This is a genomic window from Klebsiella variicola (genome assembly GCF_000828055.2).
GTDB lineage: Bacteria > Pseudomonadota > Gammaproteobacteria > Enterobacterales > Enterobacteriaceae > Klebsiella > Klebsiella variicola.
On record NZ_CP010523.2, the window covers coordinates 2,916,826 to 2,935,912 of the forward strand.

The following is a 19,087-nucleotide window of genomic DNA, read 5'->3' on the forward strand; positions in this document are numbered from 1 at the left end:
AATGAGAATGCAAAAGCTGATCAACGCCGTACAGAACTACGCATGGGGAAGCCACACCGCTTTAACTGAACTGTATGGCATTGCCAACCCGGACAACCTGCCGATGGCGGAGCTGTGGATGGGGGCGCATCCGAAGAGCAGCTCGCAGATCCTGGCGGCCGACGGCCAGCCGCGTTCGCTGCGCGAGGTGATTGACGCGGATAAAACCGCCCTGCTCGGCGACAAGGTTGCCGCCCGCTTTGGTGAGCTGCCGTTCCTGTTTAAAGTGCTGTGCGCCGCTCAGCCGCTCTCTATTCAGGTCCATCCCAACAAGCAGGCCTCGGAAGAAGGTTTCGCCCGCGAGAACGCCGCCGGCATCCCGCTCTCCGCCGCCGAGCGTAACTATAAAGATCCAAACCACAAGCCGGAGCTGGTTTTTGCCCTGACGCCGTTCCTGGCGATGAATGCGTTTCGCGAGTTCAGCGAGATTGTCACCCTGCTGCAGCCGGTGGCTAGCGCGCATCCGGCGATTGGCGCCTTCCTGCAGCAGCCGGACGCGACTCACCTGAGCCAGCTGTTTGCCAGCCTGCTCAATATGCAGGGTGAGGAAAAAGCCAAGGCGCTGCAGGTGCTGCGCGACGTACTGGCCCGTGAACAGGGCGAACCGTGGCAGACTATCCGTCTGATCGCTGAATTCTATCCGGACGACAGCGGCCTCTTCTCGCCGCTGCTGCTGAACGTGGTGAAGCTGAACCCTGGCGAAGCCATGTTCCTGTTCGCCGAAACGCCGCATGCCTATCTGCAGGGGGTGGCGCTGGAGGTGATGGCCAACTCGGATAACGTACTGCGTGCCGGTCTGACGCCGAAATACATTGATATTCCTGAGCTGGTCGCTAACGTCAAGTTCGAAGCCAAACCGGCGGGTGAGCTGTTGACCCAGCCGCAGCAGCACGGCGCAGAGCTGGACTTCCCGATCCCGGTGGAAGATTTTGCCTTCTCGCTGCACGACCTCTCCGCCGAGGCCAGCGATCTGGCTCAGGCGAGCGCGGCGATTATTTTCTGCGTCGACGGCGAAGCCGTACTGCACAAAGGTGACCAGAGCCTGACGCTCAAGCCGGGCGAGTCGGCTTTCGTGGCCGCCAACGAATCACCGGTGCAGGTCAGCGGACGCGGCCGCGTGGCGCGCGTGTTCAATAAGCTCCAGTAAGTGACTGACCTTTCAGGTCGCGCTTACTGAATGATGACAACTCAGCCAGGCGGTCTCTCCGCCTGGCTTCATTTATGGACAAATGCTATGAAAAAATCGCTGGTCGCAGCAGGCATCATCGTGGCGCTGGGCGTGGTATGGACAGGCGGCGCCTGGTACACCGGCAAACAGCTGGAAGGCCGGATCGCCGATATGGTGCAGCAGGCTAACGCGCAGCTACGCAGCAGCGCGCCGGAATCAGGTCTGGAGCTGAGCTATCAGAATTACCAGCGCGGGCTGTTCAGCAGCCATCTGCAGCTGGTGGTTAAGCCGATCGCCGGTCAGGCCAACAGCTGGCTGGCCACCGGACAGAGCGTGGTACTTGACGAGGTGGTCGATCATGGACCCTTCCCGCTGGCCTCATTAAAAACCTTTAATCTGGCGCCGGCGATGGCCTCGGTCCACACCACGCTGGTGAAAAATGATGCCAGCCAGGCGCTGTTCGAGATCGCCAAAGGCAACACTCCCTTTACCGTCGATACACGCATCGCCTACAGCGGCGACAGCCAGTCGGCGATCGTGCTCAATGCCCTCGACTATGCCAAAGGTGATGAGAAAGTCACCTTCAGCGGCGGTCAGTTCCAGCTCGACGCCGACCGCGACGGCAAAAACATCAGCCTGAAGGGCCAGGCCGGCAGCGGGCAGATCGATGCGCTCAACGAATATAATCAGAAGGTACAGCTGCGCTTCGTCAACCTGACCACCGACGGCGCCACCGAACTGGCCAGCTTCAACGAACGTATCGGCCAGCAAAAAATGACCCTCGATAAACTGGCCATCAGCGTCGAAGGCAAAGAGCTGGCGCTGGTTGACGGGATGGCGCTGGACGGCGGCTCGACGCTGACCCAGGACGGCAAAGGCGTGAACAGCCAGGTGAACTACACCGTGAACAGCCTCAAGCTGCAGGGGCAGGATATGGGCAGCGGCAAACTGACGCTGAAAGTGGATAATGTCGACGGTCAGGCGTGGCACCAGTTTAGTCAGCAGTACAGCGCACAGTCTCAGGCGCTGCTGGCAAAACCGGAACTGGCGCAAAACCCGGAACTGTACCAGCAGGCGTTAACCGAAACCCTGTTCAATGCGCTGCCGATCCTGCTTAAAGGCAACCCATCGGTGACCATCTCTCCGCTGAGCTGGCGCAATGCCAAAGGGGAAAGTACCCTGAATCTGTCGGTTCTGCTGAAGGATCCGGCTCAGGTGACCACCCCACCGCAGACCCTGGCGGACAGTCTGGATCGCGTGGTGCAGTCCCTTGACGGCAAGGTGGTGATCCCGGTGGATATGGCGACGGAGTTGATGACCAAAATCGCCGGTCTGGAAGGTTACCAGCCAGCCGATGCGGCCAAACTCGCCGATCAGCAGGTCAAAGGCCTGGCGGCGATGGGCCAGATGTTCCGCATCACCACCATGGAAGATAACGCCATCAGCAGCAGCCTGCAGTACGCTAACGGCCAGGTGACGCTGAACGGACAGAAAATGCCGCTGGAGGATTTTGCCGCGATGTTTGGTCTGGAAGCGCCTGCTCAACCGGACGCGGCGCCGCAGGAAGGACAGCCGCAACAGGATGACGCCGCTCCTCAGCAGGACGACGCCGCCCCGCAGCCGTAACTTATCGTCTCAGGAGACGGCCATCGCGCGCCGTCTCCCTCACTTCCGTGTCACCAGCCGCGGCGGCATAATCTGGTTTCGCGCCTCGCCGGTGCCTTCCTCCAGCCGTCGCAGCATCGACTCTGCCAGGGTTTTCCCCATCTCGCGCGCCGGGGTCGTTACCCAGGTGAGCGGCAGGTCATCCAGCGCCGCCTCCGGCACGTCGGCGAAGGCCGCCAGCGCCACCCGCTGTTCGAAATAGCTCTCGACGCCATCCTCTCCGCTCTGCCTTCCGGCCCGCAGTAAACCAAACCACGCGCCGGTGGCCACCACGTTGTTGTAGCACAGCACCGCGGTGATGGTCGGGTTCTGGCGCAACAGCCCCGCCATCGCCTCCGCCGCCTGCTTCTGGCTCGACTCGCACTCCAGCACCCATTCGCTGTGAAACGGCAGACCGTATTTCAGCAAGGTGGCGCAATAGCCGCCGACCCGCTCGGCGCGCGTCAGCGACGAGCTCTGCCCGCCAAGCCAGGCGATCCGCTGATGGCCGCGGCGGATAAGATGCTCGGTCACCAGCTGCGCCGCCTGCATGTTGTCCGGGCGGATTAGGTCGACATCGTCAAGGTAGCTGGCGCGGGAAGCAAACACCAGCGGCACGCCGGCCTGCGCGGCCCGCTCGCGCAGTTCGCTCCCGCGATCGATCGACCCGGCGATGATCACCCCGTCGACCCCCTGCGCCGCGAGGGTATCAAACCGCTGATCTATCTTCTCGCCGCTGCGCCCGCCCTGGGTGAGGAACACCATTTTCCCCTGCCTTTCCAGGGCGTCGGTGAGGCCGGCGGTTAATTCGGCGTAAAACGGCTTTGACAGATCGCTAACGATAAGGCCAATCACCCCGCTCTGCCCGCCACGCAGCGAGGCGGCCTGGCGGTTGCGCACAAATCCCAGTTGTTCGATGGCCTGATTAACTCGCTCGCCGGTGGCGCTGGAGATGCGCCCTTTACCGCTCAGCACCAGCGAGACGGTGCTCACGGAGACCCCGGCGGCCTGCGCCACATCATTGATGGTGATCTTTTTTGCGATAGCCATAACGTGCTGGCTGACTCCCTTGCCTGTCGATAAAACGTTTTATCATTGTGCGATCTTTATAAACCTTATTATCGCTTGATTATGTGATTTTTATCGCACTAAAAAGTGGTAAAACGTTTTATCTTGCCGTGGCGTTAGTTCTTCCCGACCACTTGAGAATCAGGAACCGTGTTATGACGGCGAAAACAGCACCAAAAATCACTTTATGGGAGTTTTTCCAGCAGCTCGGAAAAACCTTTATGCTGCCCGTAGCGTTGCTCTCGTTTTGTGGGATCATGCTGGGGATCGGCAGCTCATTAAGCAGTCACGATGTTTTGACGCTGCTGCCGTGGCTGGATATGCCGCTGCTGCAGGCCATCTTTATCTGGATGAGCAAAGTCGGCTCCTTTGCCTTCAGCTTCCTGCCGGTCATGTTCTGTATCGCCATCCCGCTGGGACTGGCGCGGGAGAACAAAGGCGTCGCCGCCTTCGCCGGCTTTGTCGGCTACGCGGTCATGAACCTGGCGGTCAACTTCTGGCTGACGGCGAAAGGCATTCTGCCCACCACCGACGCCGCGATCCTGAAGGCCAACAATATCCAGAACATCATCGGTATTCCGTCGATCGATACCGGGATCCTCGGCGCGGTTATCGCCGGGATTATCGTCTGGCTGCTGCATGAACGCTTCCATAACATTCGCCTGCCGGACGCCCTGGCCTTCTTCGGCGGCACCCGCTTCGTGCCGATCATCACCACCGTGGTGCTGGGTCTGGTCGGGCTGGCTATCCCGCTGGTGTGGCCAGTCTTCGCCATGGGGATCAACGCCCTCGGGAAGATGATCAACAGCGCCGGGGATTTTGGCCCGATGATCTTCGGCACCGGCGAGCGACTGCTGCTGCCGTTTGGCCTGCACCACATCCTGGTGGCGCTGATCCGCTTCACTGAAGCCGGCGGTACCCTCGACGTCTGCGGCCACAGCGTCAGCGGCGCGCTGACCATCTTCCAGGCGCAGCTAAGCTGCCCAACCACCCACGGCTTCTCCGAAAGCGCCACCCGCTTCCTGTCGCAGGGTAAAATGCCGGCCTTCCTCGGCGGCCTGCCGGGAGCCGCGCTGGCGATGTACCACTGCGCCCGACCGGAAAACCGGCATAAAATTAAAGGCCTGCTGATCTCAGGGGTCATCGCCTGCGTGGTCGGCGGAACCACCGAGCCGCTGGAGTTCCTGTTCCTGTTCGTCGCGCCGGTGCTGTATGTCATCCACGCGCTGCTGACCGGTCTCGGCTTTACCATCATGGCGGTGCTCGGGGTGACCATCGGCAACACCGACGGCAATATCATTGACTTCGTGGTGTTTGGCATCCTGCATGGCCTGGCGACCAAGTGGTATCTGGTGCCGGTGGTGGCGGCTATCTGGTTCGCGGTCTACTATGCCATCTTCCGCTTCGCCATTACCCGCTTCAATCTGAAAACGCCGGGCCGCGATATCGACACCGCCGCCAGCGTGGAGAAAGCCGTCGCCGGTACCATCGGCAAATCCGGCTATAACGTGCCGGCGATTCTGGCGGCGCTCGGCGGCGCCGAGAACATTGTTTCGCTGGATAACTGCATTACTCGTCTGCGTCTGTCGGTACACGATATGAGCAAAGTGGACGCCGCCGCGCTGAAAGCCCATCGCGCCATCGGGGTGGTTCAGCTCAATCAGCATAACCTGCAGGTGGTTATTGGCCCGCAGGTGCAGTCAGTAAAAGATGAAATGGCCGTATTGATGAATACTGTTCAGGCCTGACCCCACTGGTCCCCCTTCCGCGCGGAGGGGGACATTCGCTAAGGAAGTTCCGATGTTTGATTTTGCCACCCCCATCGACCGCCACGGTACCTGGTGCACACAGTGGGACTATGTCGCCGACCGGTTTGGCGCCGCCGACCTGCTGCCGTTCACCATCTCCGATATGGATTTCGCCACCGCGCCCTGCATTCTCGACGCCGTCAGCCAGCGGCTGGCCCACGGGGTGTTCGGCTACAGTCGCTGGCGGAACGAGGCGTTTCTCGGGGCGATTGCCCACTGGTACGCCAGCCGGTTTAACAGCGTCATCGATCCGCAAACGGTGGTCTACGGGCCGTCGGTTATCTACATGGTGGCGGAAACCATCCGCCAGTGGTCGAGCGAAGGCGACGGCGTCGTCGTCCATACCCCTGCCTACGATGCATTCTATAAGACCATCACCGCTAACCGCCGGGAGATTGCCCCGGTGCCATTGACCCTGACGAATAATCAATGGCACTGCGATATGGCCCGCCTGGAAGCCGTGCTGGCGGAACCGAAGAATACCCTGCTGCTGCTGTGCAGCCCGCACAACCCAACGGGGAAAGTCTGGCGTCGCGAGGAGCTCCAAACCATGGCGGCCCTGTGTCAAAAACATGGCGTCAGGGTGATTAGCGACGAAATTCATATGGACATGGCCTGGGGCGAACACCGCCATATCCCGTGGAGCGAGGTCGCTCAGGGGCCATGGGCGCTGTTCACCTCCGGTTCGAAGAGCTTTAATATTCCGGCCTTTACCGGGGCCTATGGCTTTATCCCCGAGGCGAACGCGCGCGACAGCTACCTGCAGGCGCTGAAGGCCCGCGACGGGCTCTCTTCTCCCTCCGTGCCGGCGCTGGTCGCCCATATCGCCGCCTACCGCGACGGGGCTCCCTGGCTCGACGCCTTGCGTGACTATCTGCAGGCGAATATGCGCTATGTCGCCGCTACGCTTAACAATGCCTTCCCCGCACTCTGCTGGCAGCCGCCGGAGGCCACCTACCTGGCGTGGATCGACCTGCGCCCCCTGAACATCGACGACCACGCGCTACAGCAGGCGCTGATCGCCGAACAGAAGGTGGCGATTATGCCGGGTTATACCTATGGTCCTGAGGGCAACGGCTTTCTGCGCCTCAACGTCGGCTGCCCGCGCGAGAAGCTGGAACGCGGTGTCGAAGGACTGATTGCCGCCCTGCGCAGCCTCAGCTGATTCGACGCGCAATCTACAGGTCATCGCGCCGGCGGAATGCCAGGTAGCCGGCGCCGAGGGTAAAGATGGCGACTATCACCACCAGCAGAATAAACCCGTGGTGGTTGCTCGCCAGCGGGATCCCGCCGACGTTCATGCCGAAGAAACCGGCGACGATGTTAATCGGCAGCGCGAGAACGGTGATCACCGTCAGGGTGTAGAGGGTGCGGTTGCTCTGCTCCAGCTGGCGGGCGCCAATCTCCTCCTGCAGCAGACTGATACGCTCGATCAGGCCGGACAGGTCGTTGAGCACCACGCTAAACTCTTCGGTGAACTGACGAAACGCCTGCACCACTGCACGATCCATCCACGCCGGCGGCCGGTTAAGCAGACGGAACATCGCCGCCGGCTCCGGCGCCAGCAGCCGCTGAAAACGCAAAAGCATCCGCCGCAGCCGTGCCAGATCGGCCCGGTTGCGCTGCACGTGATTGCTCAGGAGACGCTCTTCAATAAGGTCGACATGGCGGCTGGCCTGGCGGACGACCTGCTCCAGCACCTCCTCCTGCTCCTCCAGCAGAAAAGCCAGCAGCTCGGTAGAGGTATTCACCCTGAGCGTCTGCAGACGCGGCAGCATCCATTCGATAAACCGCAACGGTTTGAAGCGCGCCGTCACCACCAGCTTAGGGCTACAGTAGAGCCACAGCGTGGCGGTTTCCGCACTGGTATCCTGCGGACGAAACAGCACATCGTTGAGCACAGCGAACAGATTCTCCCCCTGTCGCTCAATGCGGGTGGTGTGCGAGCCGCTGCGGATCTCCTCGAAGAAAAAGTCCGCCACCGGAAAGTGGCTGGTTAACCATTTTTCGGCGGTGGCATGATTGAGATTCAGGTGTAACCAGATAAACGCCTTGTCATCGGCGAGCGCCTGATAACGGGCGCACACCTCGCCAGAGGCGATGGGCTGCGGGGGGCGCTGTTCATGAAACAGATAACCATGCACCAGACCGGAAACTTCACTATCAAAATCGGGCTTTAACATCTTCGCGGTGACGTCTTGACTCATGGCTCCCTCAGGACACGCACTGGCACTGTTGATGCCCGAATAGCGCCATCTTTCGCTATTTTCCTCGGGCTGGCAAGGTTAATAATCTGGTCATAAAACAGTAACCTGAATGACATATTGCCGTCAGTGTCGCGCGCCACGCAGGCGATGCGATCGGCGCGAATAGAGGGGACTTGTGGCCCTTTTCGCTCCGGAGTTATTAAAATAAATTTGATTATCCTCAAAACTTTTTTAGGAAAAAAAGCGTATTACTTTAGCCGCTTAATCATTGCTTACCCTGGTTTATTGAGGAGGAGACCATGAAAACCTATGACCGTAATCGTAACGCTATTGCTACCGGCAGCATGGTAATGATCGCCGGTAACGGCACAACAGGCGTGATTAAAGCTATCCATGGTGAAGGGAAAACCGCCGAGCAGCTTCGCCGGGCGGACTGCGTTGAAATCGACGGCTGCGAGGGCCGCTTTTGCCCGTTAGATCTGATCCGTCTCGGCTTCCATTAATTCCTGCCGCCAGGTCATCAGTAGCAGGCCACCTGAGGCGGCCTGCTCTTTTCCCGGATAATAAAGCGGCTAGCGAAAGCTCCACTGAATACTCATCACAAAGATCGCCGGCACAATAATGCCGCCTTCCACACCGAAATAATCGGTGAAGTTATATTGCAGACCATGATAGAGGTAGGGCGAAAAACCGACGCCGGTGATTTTTTTGGCGGTGCGGTAGGTGCCGGAATCCCCACAGTGGCTGAAGGCGTCAAAGAAAAATTCCCCGGTATAGGCATACACCCCTTTCAGCACCCAGCCGGTATCGTTTTTCAGCCAGTCGCGGCGCACGCCGAGGGTCAAACAGCGATCGTCAAAGCTGTTTTTCATCGTTCCGACCAGCACGCTGTATTTTGAATCCTGAGAAAACTTGCGCTCCACCGAGAAAAAATTGTTATTGAAATGCTCGTTATATTGTCCGTGGTTACCGGTCATATGATAAACATAGGAGCCGGTATTCATCGAATAGAGGTTTAATTCCCCGGCCTGCGCCGACGGCATGGCAACCACCAGTAGCCCTGATAACAAAATCCATAATTTATTTAACATTCAGCAACCTACACCACACCCGTAAAAAAGAACCCGGCATACTAGCACCGCTAAACTAAACCGAAGGGCAATCAGATAACCGACGCTGGTCGCGGCAGAAAACATGACCCTATCTGCACTATAGCAGCGGCGCTCCCGCTTCGTTAGCGCTTGCAGCTATACTGCAGACACATTCATCTTATTGATTAAGGACTGCTGTGTTAGCCACTCTCCTCGTTGCGCTGGTCGCTATTATTCATCTCGCCATCCTGGTGCTGGAGATGTTTCTCTGGGAAGCCCCCGCCGGGCGCCGGGCCTTTAACCTCAGCGCCGATTTCGCCCGGGAGACCCGGGTGCTGGCGGCCAACCAGGGGTTGTATAACGGTTTTCTGGCCGCCGGCCTGGCGTGGGGGCTGTGGCTGGGGGCGCCGGGGGTGCAGGTGGTTATCTTTTTCCTGGCCTGCGTGCTGGTCGCCGGGATTTTCGGCGCGCTAACCGCCAGCCGCAAAATTCTCTATATTCAGGCGCTGCCCGCACTGCTGGCGCTGCTTGCCGTGGTGGCGCAAGCGTAGGGCCTTGATCCAAAACAGAGAAAGCAGGCGCTGAGGCGGGTACTATTTGCCCCCTTCGGTCGGTCATCGACCTTTAATACCTTCTGAGTTCAGAGGCATTTTTATGACATGGCAATCCTTCAAACAGGCCTGGCTTATCCGGTTCTGGTCCCCTGTCCCGGCGGTCATCGCGGCGGGCATCCTCTCCACCTACTATTTTGGCATCACCGGCACCTTCTGGGCGGTGACCGGCGAATTCACCCGCTGGGGTGGTCAACTGCTGCAACTGCTGGGCGTCCACAGCGAACAGTGGGGCTATTACCAGCTGATTCATCTCGAAGGGACGCCGCTGACCCGCATCGATGGCAGGATGATCATCGGCATGTTCGGCGGCTGCCTGGCCGCCGCGCTATGGGCCAATAACGTCAAACTGCGCTTTCCACGCAGCCGGATCCGCATTGTGCAGGCCGTGGCAGGCGGCATCATCGCCGGGTTCGGCGCACGTCTGGCGATGGGCTGCAATCTGGCGGCTTTTTTCACCGGTATTCCGCAGTTCTCCCTGCACGCCTGGCTGTTTGCCATCGCCACCGCCATCGGCTCCTGGTTTGGCGCCCGCTTCACGCTGCTGCCCCTTTTTCGCATTCCGGTAAAAATGCAAAAGGTGTCCGCCGCCTCGCCGTTAACCCAAAAACCGCAGCAGGCGCGCCGCCGTTTCCGGCTGGGGATGGTGATCTTTTTCGCCATGATCGGCTGGGGCCTGCTCACCGCCGCAGACCACCCGGCGCTCGGTCTGGCGATGCTGTTCGGCATCGGCTTCGGTCTGCTTATCGAGCGCGCGCAGATCTGCTTTACCTCCGCCTTTCGCGATATGTGGATCACCGGCCGGACGGTGATGGCGAAGGCGATTATCTTCGGCATGGCGGCGAGCGCCATCGGTATCTTTAGCTATGTGCAATTGGGGATGGCGCCGAAAATTATGTGGGCCGGTCCCAATGCGGCGATTGGCGGGCTGCTGTTTGGCTTTGGCATCGTGCTGGCCGGCGGCTGTGAAACCGGCTGGATGTATCGTGCGGTGGAGGGCCAGGTTCACTACTGGTGGGTTGGGCTGGGCAATGTCATTGGCTCAACGCTGCTCGCCTGGTGCTGGGACGATATCGCCGCTCCGCTCGCCACCCACTGGCAAAAAATCAACCTGCTGAACGCCTTCGGTCCCTTCGGCGGGCTGCTGGCGACCTATCTGCTGCTGCTGATCGCCCTGCTGCTGGTGATCGCCTGGGAAAGACATTTTTTCCGCCGCCAGTCGACGGCGGTCCGGACCGTGAAGGAGAGCGCATGAAAAACATCATCCCTGATTATCGCCTGGATATGGTCGGCGAACCCTGTCCCTATCCGGCCGTGGCCACTCTGGAAGCGATGCCCTCCCTGCAAAAAGGCGAGATCCTGGAAGTGGTCAGCGACTGTCCGCAGTCGATCAATAACATTCCACTCGATGTCAGGAACCACGGCTATACGGTGCTGGATATTCAGCAGGATGGCCCAACCATTCGCTATCTGATCCAGAAATAGCCGCGGCTCATGACCCCGCCGGCGACGAACATCGCCGGCGCTAATTTCGCCCCTTCCCGTCTTACCACACCTTCTGCCTGCCTCGAGGATCCCCTGCGAACCTTTGCAATAGCTTGTAACACTTGAAACGGTGTTCCAGTTACATAATAACCATTAATATAACGCGCCTATATTATTAAAATACGAATAAGTAAACGTGTGAATGGTTTATGCCGACAGACGCCGAAACCATGCGCAGCAACAACACAACAAGGATTGAAATGGAACTGCTGGCAAGGCTGGGTCACTTTTTCGAACAGGTTCGCGCGGATGCCGATTTTACCACCTTCGCCAGTGAACTCCGCCGGCATCAGGTCTCCTACTACATCTATTTTGTCTCCACCGGCAATATGAATTTCGTGATGGCAAACGACGAGGTGATTTCGATAAAAAGCGCCCGCGGCCTGCTACGCGTGCGCAGCGCCCCCAGCCATCGACTGACCTCGGCCGCGGTCATCCGCCATTTTGCCGGCGCCATCAACTTTGAACAGTACTGCAAGGATCTCGCCAGCGCCGGCGTGTTTAAGTGGATTGTTGATCTGGAAGAGGAGACCCGGCACTACTGGTCGAAGGATAATACGCTGCTGTATAAAGAGAGCCTGATGCCCCCCTGAGCGGGTCCCAGGGGGAGGCGTGGTTATCTGCTCGCCCCTCAGTCGCGGGTCTGCACCCAGAAAGCGTGGATCAGGCCAGGAATATAGCCCAGCAGGGTCAGAATAATGTTGAGAATAAACGCCCAGCCGAAGCCTTTCCCCAGCAGTACGCCCAGCGGCGGCAGAATAATAGTGAAAACGATTCTCCAGAATCCCATAACCTCTCCCTTCGTCTAACGTCAATATTTTACTAAGCTATTCAATAGTTAAGCATAGACGCTTTTCACCGCTTCGCCAGCAGGCGGCCCCCTCATCTCCGGTAACAAAAATTATTCCCTGCCGTCAGCGCTAAAAAAGGCCGGGAAAACATCCACTTTTTTCCTCCCCGGCCCGCAAGCGCTGGCATACCGCACAGATTGTCAGTTGACCAATCAGGGGGACAGGACTAAGCCTGGAGGAGTTTTATCACATCGAGTCGTTTTACCAACCGGAGAATGTCCATGAGTAAACTTGGGATTAATGGATTTGGTCGTATCGGACGTTTGGTGTTACGCCGTTTATTAGAAGTCGACAGCAGCCTGGAAGTGGTGGCTATCAACGACCTCACCTCGCCAAAGGTGCTGGCCTACCTGTTAAAGCATGATTCAAACTACAGCCCCTTCCCGTGGAGCGTCGACTTTACAGAAGATGCGCTGATCGTCAACGGCAAAACCATTACGGTGTATGCCGAAAAAGAGGCGCAGCATATTCCATGGCAGGCGGCAGGCGCCGAGGTGATTGTGGAGTGTACCGGATTCTACACCTCGGCCGAGAAATCGCAGGCCCATCTCCAGGCCGGCGCGCGCAAAGTGCTGATTTCCGCCCCCGCTGGCGAGATGAAAACCATCGTCTACAACGTCAACGATGACACCCTGACCCCGGATGACACAATCATCTCCGTGGCCTCCTGCACCACCAACTGCCTGGCGCCGATGGCCAAAGTCCTCCAGGATGCCTTCGGCATCACCGTGGGCACCATGACCACCATCCATGCTTATACCGGCACCCAGTCGCTGGTGGACGGGCCGCGCGGCAAAGATCTGCGCGCCTCCAGAGCGGCGGCAGAAAACGTCATCCCGCACACCACAGGTGCGGCAAAGGCCATCGGCCTGGTGATCCCCGCCCTGAGCGGTAAACTGAAGGGCCATGCCCAGCGTGTGCCGACAAAAACGGGTTCGGTGACAGAGCTGGTGTCGGTGCTGGAGAAAAAAGTGACTGCGGATGAGGTCAATCAGGCGATGAAGCAGGCGGCTGAGGGCAATGAATCCTTCGGCTACACCGAAGAAGAGATTGTCTCTTCCGACATTATCGGCAGCCATTTCGGCTCGATCTACGATGCCACCCAGCTGGAGATTGTGGAGGCCGGCGGCGTACAGCTGGTGAAAACCGTCGCCTGGTATGATAACGAATACGGCTTCGTCACCCAGTTGATCCGCGTGCTGGAGAAATTCGCCCGCTAAGCGAACGGCGGGCCGCCTGAGCTGCCCGCCGGCTCGGAGTTAAGTACCTCAGGCCTGCAGATAGACCACCTGGGTCTGCAGGTACTCATTCAGCCCGTGGCGACCATCAGCGCCGCCGATCCCCGATTTGCGCCAGCCGGCGTGGAAACCCTGCATCGCCTCAAAGTTTTCCCGGTTGATATAGGTTTCGCCGAACTTCAGTCCCTTAATCGCCTTCATCGCCACGTTCAGATCGCGGGTATAGATCGAGGAGGTCAGGCCATAGTCGCTGTCATTGGCCATCGCCAGCGCCTCATCAAGGGTCGAAAACGCCACCACCGGCAGCACCGGCCCGAAGGTTTCCTCGTGGATAATGTCCATCTCCTGACGCACATCCAGCAGCAGGGTCGGCGGATAAAAATAGCCTTTGCCCTCCAGCGGCTGGCCGCCCAGCGCCACCCGCGCCCCCTGCGCCACCGCCTTCGCCACTTTACCCGCCACCTGGTCCCGCGCCGCCGCGTTGATCAGCGGCCCCATCGCGATGTCATCCCGCGTCGCCGGGTCGCCAAACTGCACGGCCTTCATCGCCTCGCCGAGGCGGTTGACGAAGCGGTCGTAAATGCCCTGCTGAACATAGACCCGCTCGACGCAGTTACACACCTGCCCGGTGTTAATCACCCGCGAGTCCACCACCGCTTTCACCGCCAGCTCCAGATCCGCATCATCCATCACAATGGCTGGCGCTTTGCCGCCGAGTTCGAGGCACACTTTGGTGATATTTTTCGCCGCAGCGGCCATGATTTTCTCTCCTGCCGCCACGCTACCGGTCATGCTGACCATCGCCACCTTTGGATTGCCAGCCAGCTCCTGACCAACGGTTTCTCCGCGGCCGAGCACCAGGTTAAAGACCCCTTTCGGCAACCCAACCTGATGGACGATCTCGGCAAAGGCGATGGCATTATTGGGCGTAAATTCGCTGGGCTTAATGACGATGGTATTCCCGGTGATCAGGGCCGGCGCCAGCTTGCGGGCGATAAGAAAGAACGGGAAGTTCCACGGCAGGATCCCGGTGGTCACCCCCAGCGCGCGTTTAAAGACGAGGATATTCTCCCCAGGGCGATCGCTCTGCACGATCTCGCCTTCGTAACGGCGCGCCCATTCGGCCATATAGTCGAGATAGTCCGCGGTGAATGCGACTTCCACCGCAGCCAGCTGCTGGATCTTGCCGCCTTCAGCCACGATCAGCCCGGCAATCTCTTCAGCACGCTGGCGGATACCAGCGGCAATTTTGCGTAACCAACCCGCACGCTCAATGGCCGGCAGCGCTTCCCAGGCGGGCTGGGCGCGCTCAGCCGCGTCAATCGCCAGCCGCGCCTCTTCAGCAGTCCCGTCCGGGATCCGCGACAGCAGCGCTTCGGTCGCCGGGTTAAGCACGTCGATCCAGCCGTCGCCGCGACCGGAAACGAACTGGCCATCAATATACATTTGGTGTTGAACGGGTGCTGTCATGGCTGCTCCTGTAGTGCGTTTGTATTTAACAAGTGATTTTTTTGTTAAATATCGGGCGGATAAGCCGTGGCTTCGCAGCACGTTGGCGCCGTTCTGTGAGCTGATTCATAAAACCGGGCCAAAAATGCCCGGTTGAGGTTACATTCCAATAACACAAATTGCCCGTTTGCGATAAATCTGCCGCAAACGGGCAGTTTTCAGCTGAGGGTGCGGGCCTGCAGCGCCCCGGCAAGCTGGCCGTCCTCCCGCAGCTGTCGCCAGGCATCGAGGATCTCCGGCGGGAAGGTGACGTGGCTGATGAAGTCTTTCCCCCGCGGACCGTATCCTTCAGGCGTATCCTGCAGGCGCGGCAGCTCGCCCAGCAGCAGCGCCAGGTAGCGGGCGACCGGCCACAGCCCCGCCCCGCCGCCCGCGAACCCCAGTTGACCATCGGTCTGCTCCAGCACCGGCGAGCAGCCGGGAAAGCTCAGCCACTGTGGCGGTGTCGCCACCCCCTGCCAGACGCGGGCGAAGGTGGCCATGGTTCGCCGCTGCATGGTGGGGTCCTGAATGACGATCCCGCGACGATGAGGGATCCCCCCGTTCTCCAGCGTGGTCCGGGTAAAACGGGCGTTCTCGCCGCAGTTGGTCGACTGGTCCTCCACCACCAGCCGCGAGCGCGGAATGTGCCAGTAGTCATGAGCAATATCGGCCAGAATATGCGCTTCCGGACGCCCCACCACCGGCAACATACGGTAACGGGTATCCTGGCGCACCGCCTCGTAGAGATAGTTCGTAGAATGTCCCACGCCGCCGCTGATCAGCAGCGGGACGTCCCGTTCCGCCGCCAGCCGGCAGGCGGCGTCGATGGTCGGGATCACGGCGTTGCCGGCCAGCACCACCACGTCCACCTGCGGCAGCGCGGGCAGCGTCGCCAGATCGTCCTGCGCCAGCCAGGCGCCGACCTGGTTAGCCGCCGCCAGCGTCGCCGCCGACAGCCGGGGAAATTGTTCTGCCATTCTGTCTCCTTAATTCCCTCTCAGCCGATCGGAGAGGATGCTTTCGCCATCATAAACGCCGCCTCGCGGGAGGCAAAGCGGCGTTAATTTGTAACCATTTTGAAATAACAAGAAACATCTAAAAACAGGCGGGTTGCACCTGAACAACTCACTATGAAAATAACAAAAAACAGCAAAATCAGGTGGAAAATAAAAAATAGCGTCGCGGTTACACCAGTCCAAACCGCGTCATAACGCCCAGCTTGCCAGCGATGAACTTGCCAATTGTAACCTTCAACCCTAAGTTGCTTAACAATTACACAACCTTTTCACACCAGGTTGCACCCTGTTTACGCAGAGTGACACCTGACCTATTTACCGTGGCGGGAGAACGTTTCGTAATGAGCAATCCACAAGACAACACTGCATCCATTCTGCAGAAAAACAAGAAGGTCCTGATCGCCAGCCTGACAGGCAGCGCCATCGAATGGTTCGATTATTTTCTCTATGGCACCGCCGCCGCGCTGGTGTTCAACAAAATCTTCTTTCCGATGGTCGACCCGGTCATCGGCCTGATCCTCTCCTGGCTCTCCTTCTCGCTGACGTTTTTTATCCGCCCCATCGGCGGCGTCATTTTCGCTCATATCGGCGATCGCATCGGCCGCAAGAAGACGCTGGTGCTGACCCTGTCGCTGATGGGCAGCGCCACGGTGGCGATCGGCCTGCTTCCCACCTATGAGATGGTGGGCCTCTGGGCGCCCGCCCTGCTGATAACCCTGCGCATTATTCAGGGCATGGGTATCGGCGGTGAATGGGGCGGTGCGCTGCTGCTGGCCTACGAATACGCGCCGGAGAAGCGGAAAGGCTTTTTCGGCAGCATTCCCCAGGCCGGCGTGACCATCGGCATGCTGATGGCGACGTTTATCGTCTCGCTGATGACCCTGTTTGACGAGGCGCAGTTTCTCGCCTGGGGCTGGCGCATACCGTTCCTGCTCAGCTCCGTTCTCGTTTTTCTCGGCCTGTGGATCCGCAAAGATATCGACGAAACGCCCGCCTTTAAGCAGGTGAAAAAATCCGGCCAGGTGGCGAAGGCCCCGCTGCGCGAAACGCTCAAGCACCACTGGCGGGAAGTGCTGATTGCCGCCGGTCTGAAAGTGGTGGAGACCGCCCCTTTCTATATCTTCTCCACCTTTGTGGTCAGCTATGCCACCACCACCCTGAGCTACCAGAAGTCGCAGGCGCTGGAATCCGTGACCCTGGGCGCGCTGGTGGCCACCGTGATGATCCCGCTGATGGGGCTGCTGTCAGATAAGGTGGGGCGGCAAAAGATGTATACCCTGAGCGTGGTGCTGCTGGGGCTGTTTATCGTTCCGTGGTTCCTGCTGCTCGACACCGGCACCAGCTGGGGCATCATGCTGGCGACGGTCGTTGCCTTCGGCATCCTGTGGGCGCCGGTAACTGCGGTGCTCGGCACCTTGTGCTCTGAGATTTTCAGCGCCAATGTGCGCTATACCGGGATCACCCTCGGCTACCAGCTGGGCGCCGCGCTGGCCGGGGGCACCGCGCCGCTTATCGCCACCGGTCTGCTGGCAAAATATGACGGGGACTGGCGGCCGGTGGCCGTTTATCTGGGCGTTACGGTGGTGATTTCGCTGATGGCAATTTTCTGCGCCAGCCGGATGAAGTCCGCGCCGGGTGCAGCCCCTTCCCGGGCGGAAAGCGCCTAACCGCAGCCGTCTGGGCAGGTAGCGTGCCGACTATCCCGCCCGGCGGCGTTGCGCTTGCGCGTGCCTGGGGGGGATCACGCCGCGGGGGAAACCGCTCATCCCAGGCTCAGTAAGTCAGTAGGCCCGGTAAGGCGTCAGCCGCCACCGGGCAGAAACAGACGTAACGTCTTCACCTCCTGCTTAGCCGGCCAGGTTGGCCGGCGAGTGTCAGGCGCTCTGGTTATCCAGTGTCGGTTGCCCCTCACGCCGCTGCTTCAGCTTCCAGAAGCCCCACAGGGCAATAAACCACAGCGGAGAAGCCAACAGCGCCAGCAGCGTGTCCGGGTCAAAGATCATGATGAAGATGGCGAAGGCGAAGAACAGCAGGCTCACCCAGCTCATCACCACCCCGGCAGGCATCTTAAAGATCGACCCGGCGTGCAGGTCCGGACGCTGACGGCGATAGACCAGATAGGCCACGAGGATCATCCCCCAGCTGAACACCACCATAATCGCCGCCAGGGTCGAGACGATGGTGAACAAGGTCATCACGTTCGGCACCAGGAACAGCAGCAGCGTGCCGATCAGCATGCAGAAGCAGGAGAACAGCAGGCTACGCACCGGGATGCGGGTATTGCGCGACAGGATGCGAAACTGCCAGTGCGCATGCTTCTCCACCGACAGGCCGTACAGCATGCGGGTGCTGGAGAAGACGCCGCTGTTGGCCGAGGACATCGCCGAGGTCAGCGCCACGAAGTTAATCACCGCCGCGGCGGCAGGCAGCCCGGCCTTGGCAAACAGCGTCACGAACGGACTGGTCTCCGCCGATACCCCCGGCCAGGAGGCGACGGCGATAATCACCACCATCGACAGCAGATAGAAGATGATAATCCGCAGCGGCAGAGCATTGATCGCCTTGGGCAAAATGCGCTGCGGATCGCGGGTCTCCGCCGTCATGGTGCCCAGCAGCTCAATGCCGGTAAAGGAGAAGATCGCTATCTGGAAGCCGGCGAAAAAACCGGTGATACCGTGAGGCATAAAAGCCGTCGGGTCGGTAAGATGGCTGAGAGAAGCCGTCACGCCGTCCGGAGAAGTCCAGCCAGTGGCAATCATCCAGCCGCCGGTGCCGATCAGGGCGATAATGGTGATCACCTTGATCAGGGCGAACCAGAACTCCGCCTCGCCAAACATTTTCACCGACAGCAGGTTAAGCAGGAACAGGATCGCCAGCATGCTGAGGGCCGGCATCCATGCCGACAGTTCCGGGAACCAGTACTGCATATAGCTCCCGCAGACCACCACGTCGGCAATGCAGGTCACTACCCAGCTTAGCCAGTAGGTCCAGCCGAGGTAAAAGCTGGCCTGCGGCCCGAGATACTCGCCGACAAAGTCGGCAAACGAGCGGTAGTCATGGCGGGTGAGCAGCAGCTCCCCCATCGCCCGCATCACCATATAGGTAAAGAACCCGACCAGCACATAGATCACCAGAATCGAGGTGCCGGCGACGGCGATGTTGCGCCCCGCCCCCATAAACAGCCCGGTGCCGATGGCGCCCCCGAGGGCAATCATTTGAATGTGGCGGGCGCCGAGCCCGCGTTTAAGCTGTGACGCGCCCTCACCTCCGGCGGCAGGAGACGCCTGATGTTGATGTTCAGTCATGGTGT

19 protein-coding genes are annotated in these 19,087 nt (G+C 59.6%); 12 read left to right on the forward strand and 7 right to left on the reverse strand.

The window, feature by feature from the left end:
- Positions 1 to 7: 7 nt before the first annotated feature.
- Together manA and SP68_RS13760 are read left to right on the forward strand one after the other, a co-directional pair.
- On the forward strand, positions 8 to 1,186 hold the full coding sequence (manA, locus tag SP68_RS13755; protein ID WP_008805077.1) for a mannose-6-phosphate isomerase: 1,179 nt from the start codon (positions 8 to 10) through the stop codon (positions 1,184 to 1,186).
- A gap of 87 nt (positions 1,187 to 1,273) precedes the next feature.
- Positions 1,274 to 2,833 carry a YdgA family protein gene (locus SP68_RS13760; RefSeq protein WP_012541899.1) on the forward strand — a complete coding sequence of 520 codons (1,560 nt, stop codon included), beginning with the start codon at positions 1,274 to 1,276 and terminating at the stop codon, positions 2,831 to 2,833.
- Between the two features lie 39 nt (positions 2,834 to 2,872).
- Here the strand turns inward: SP68_RS13760 and SP68_RS13765 are convergent, their stop codons facing one another.
- Positions 2,873 to 3,901: a Mal regulon transcriptional regulator MalI gene (locus tag SP68_RS13765; RefSeq protein WP_008805079.1), complete on the reverse strand. Its 1,029-nt coding sequence runs from the start codon at positions 3,899 to 3,901 to the stop codon at positions 2,873 to 2,875.
- A 173-nt stretch (positions 3,902 to 4,074) separates the two neighbouring features.
- Between SP68_RS13765 and malX the strand changes: the two genes are divergently transcribed.
- Together malX and SP68_RS13775 are read left to right on the forward strand one after the other, a co-directional pair.
- Positions 4,075 to 5,667 carry a maltose/glucose-specific PTS transporter subunit IIBC gene (gene malX / locus SP68_RS13770; protein WP_012541901.1) on the forward strand — a complete coding sequence of 531 codons (1,593 nt, stop codon included), beginning with the start codon at positions 4,075 to 4,077 and terminating at the stop codon, positions 5,665 to 5,667.
- Positions 5,668 to 5,719: 52 nt separating this feature from the next.
- Positions 5,720 to 6,892, forward strand: coding sequence for a MalY/PatB family protein (locus SP68_RS13775; RefSeq protein ID WP_022066008.1), 1,173 nt, complete (start codon positions 5,720 to 5,722; stop codon positions 6,890 to 6,892).
- 13 nt (positions 6,893 to 6,905) lie between these two features.
- Here SP68_RS13775 and SP68_RS13780 read toward each other — a convergent pair whose 3' ends face one another.
- Positions 6,906 to 7,934 carry a CorA family divalent cation transporter gene (locus SP68_RS13780; RefSeq protein WP_008805082.1) on the reverse strand — a complete coding sequence of 343 codons (1,029 nt, stop codon included), beginning with the start codon at positions 7,932 to 7,934 and terminating at the stop codon, positions 6,906 to 6,908.
- A 299-nt stretch (positions 7,935 to 8,233) separates the two neighbouring features.
- On the opposite strand from SP68_RS13780, the gene ydfZ reads away from it, so the two are divergent.
- Positions 8,234 to 8,437 carry a putative selenium delivery protein YdfZ gene (gene ydfZ / locus SP68_RS13785; protein ID WP_004151566.1) on the forward strand — a complete coding sequence of 68 codons (204 nt, stop codon included), beginning with the start codon at positions 8,234 to 8,236 and terminating at the stop codon, positions 8,435 to 8,437.
- Positions 8,438 to 8,506: 69 nt separating this feature from the next.
- Here the strand turns inward: ydfZ and SP68_RS13790 are convergent, their stop codons facing one another.
- Positions 8,507 to 8,986 (reverse strand): hypothetical protein, encoded by a 480-nt coding sequence (locus SP68_RS13790; RefSeq protein WP_162493319.1) that lies wholly within the window; start codon positions 8,984 to 8,986, stop codon positions 8,507 to 8,509.
- Between the two features lie 236 nt (positions 8,987 to 9,222).
- On the opposite strand from SP68_RS13790, the gene SP68_RS13795 reads away from it, so the two are divergent.
- The 4 genes from SP68_RS13795 (at position 9,223) to SP68_RS13810 (ending at position 11,774) form a co-directional block, all read left to right on the forward strand.
- Positions 9,223 to 9,576 carry a DUF1304 domain-containing protein gene (locus tag SP68_RS13795; protein ID WP_022066007.1) on the forward strand — a complete coding sequence of 118 codons (354 nt, stop codon included), beginning with the start codon at positions 9,223 to 9,225 and terminating at the stop codon, positions 9,574 to 9,576.
- A gap of 103 nt (positions 9,577 to 9,679) precedes the next feature.
- Positions 9,680 to 10,891 (forward strand): selenium metabolism membrane protein YedE/FdhT, encoded by a 1,212-nt coding sequence (yedE, locus tag SP68_RS13800; RefSeq protein ID WP_012541906.1) that lies wholly within the window; start codon positions 9,680 to 9,682, stop codon positions 10,889 to 10,891.
- The gene (gene yedF / locus SP68_RS13805) at positions 10,888 to 11,121 is read left to right on the forward strand and encodes a sulfurtransferase-like selenium metabolism protein YedF (RefSeq protein WP_022066006.1); all 234 of its coding nucleotides are present in this window, start codon (positions 10,888 to 10,890) and stop codon (positions 11,119 to 11,121) included. Before yedE ends, yedF begins: the two co-directional genes overlap by 4 nt.
- Before the next feature lie 260 nt (positions 11,122 to 11,381).
- Positions 11,382 to 11,774, forward strand: coding sequence for a DUF1398 domain-containing protein (locus SP68_RS13810; protein WP_008805086.1), 393 nt, complete (start codon positions 11,382 to 11,384; stop codon positions 11,772 to 11,774).
- A 38-nt stretch (positions 11,775 to 11,812) separates the two neighbouring features.
- Here the strand turns inward: SP68_RS13810 and SP68_RS13815 are convergent, their stop codons facing one another.
- Positions 11,813 to 11,971: a YqaE/Pmp3 family membrane protein gene (locus SP68_RS13815; protein ID WP_002903230.1), complete on the reverse strand. Its 159-nt coding sequence runs from the start codon at positions 11,969 to 11,971 to the stop codon at positions 11,813 to 11,815.
- 282 nt (positions 11,972 to 12,253) lie between these two features.
- On the opposite strand from SP68_RS13815, the gene gap reads away from it, so the two are divergent.
- On the forward strand, positions 12,254 to 13,252 hold the full coding sequence (gene gap / locus SP68_RS13820; RefSeq protein WP_040968465.1) for a type I glyceraldehyde-3-phosphate dehydrogenase: 999 nt from the start codon (positions 12,254 to 12,256) through the stop codon (positions 13,250 to 13,252).
- 48 nt (positions 13,253 to 13,300) lie between these two features.
- Here the strand turns inward: gap and aldA are convergent, their stop codons facing one another.
- The gene (gene aldA, locus SP68_RS13825; RefSeq protein WP_022066005.1) at positions 13,301 to 14,740 is read right to left on the reverse strand and encodes an aldehyde dehydrogenase; all 1,440 of its coding nucleotides are present in this window, start codon (positions 14,738 to 14,740) and stop codon (positions 13,301 to 13,303) included.
- Here aldA and SP68_RS28365 point away from each other — a divergent pair.
- Positions 14,739 to 14,876, forward strand: coding sequence for a hypothetical protein (locus SP68_RS28365; RefSeq protein ID WP_012541908.1), 138 nt, complete (start codon positions 14,739 to 14,741; stop codon positions 14,874 to 14,876). The two genes, aldA and SP68_RS28365, sit on opposite strands and share 2 nt — an antisense overlap.
- A 61-nt stretch (positions 14,877 to 14,937) precedes the next feature.
- Here the strand turns inward: SP68_RS28365 and SP68_RS13830 are convergent, their stop codons facing one another.
- A complete protein-coding gene (locus SP68_RS13830; RefSeq protein ID WP_040968464.1) occupies positions 14,938 to 15,738 on the reverse strand; it encodes a YdcF family protein in 801 nt (266 codons plus the stop codon).
- 380 nt (positions 15,739 to 16,118) lie between these two features.
- On the opposite strand from SP68_RS13830, the gene SP68_RS13835 reads away from it, so the two are divergent.
- Positions 16,119 to 17,444 carry an MFS transporter gene (locus tag SP68_RS13835; protein ID WP_040968463.1) on the forward strand — a complete coding sequence of 442 codons (1,326 nt, stop codon included), beginning with the start codon at positions 16,119 to 16,121 and terminating at the stop codon, positions 17,442 to 17,444.
- 207 nt (positions 17,445 to 17,651) lie between these two features.
- On the opposite strand, the gene SP68_RS13840 is transcribed toward SP68_RS13835, so the two are convergent.
- Positions 17,652 to 19,082, reverse strand: a complete 1,431-nt coding sequence (locus SP68_RS13840) for an amino acid permease (RefSeq protein ID WP_040968462.1) — start codon at positions 19,080 to 19,082, stop codon at positions 17,652 to 17,654.
- Positions 19,083 to 19,087: the final 5 nt, after the last annotated feature.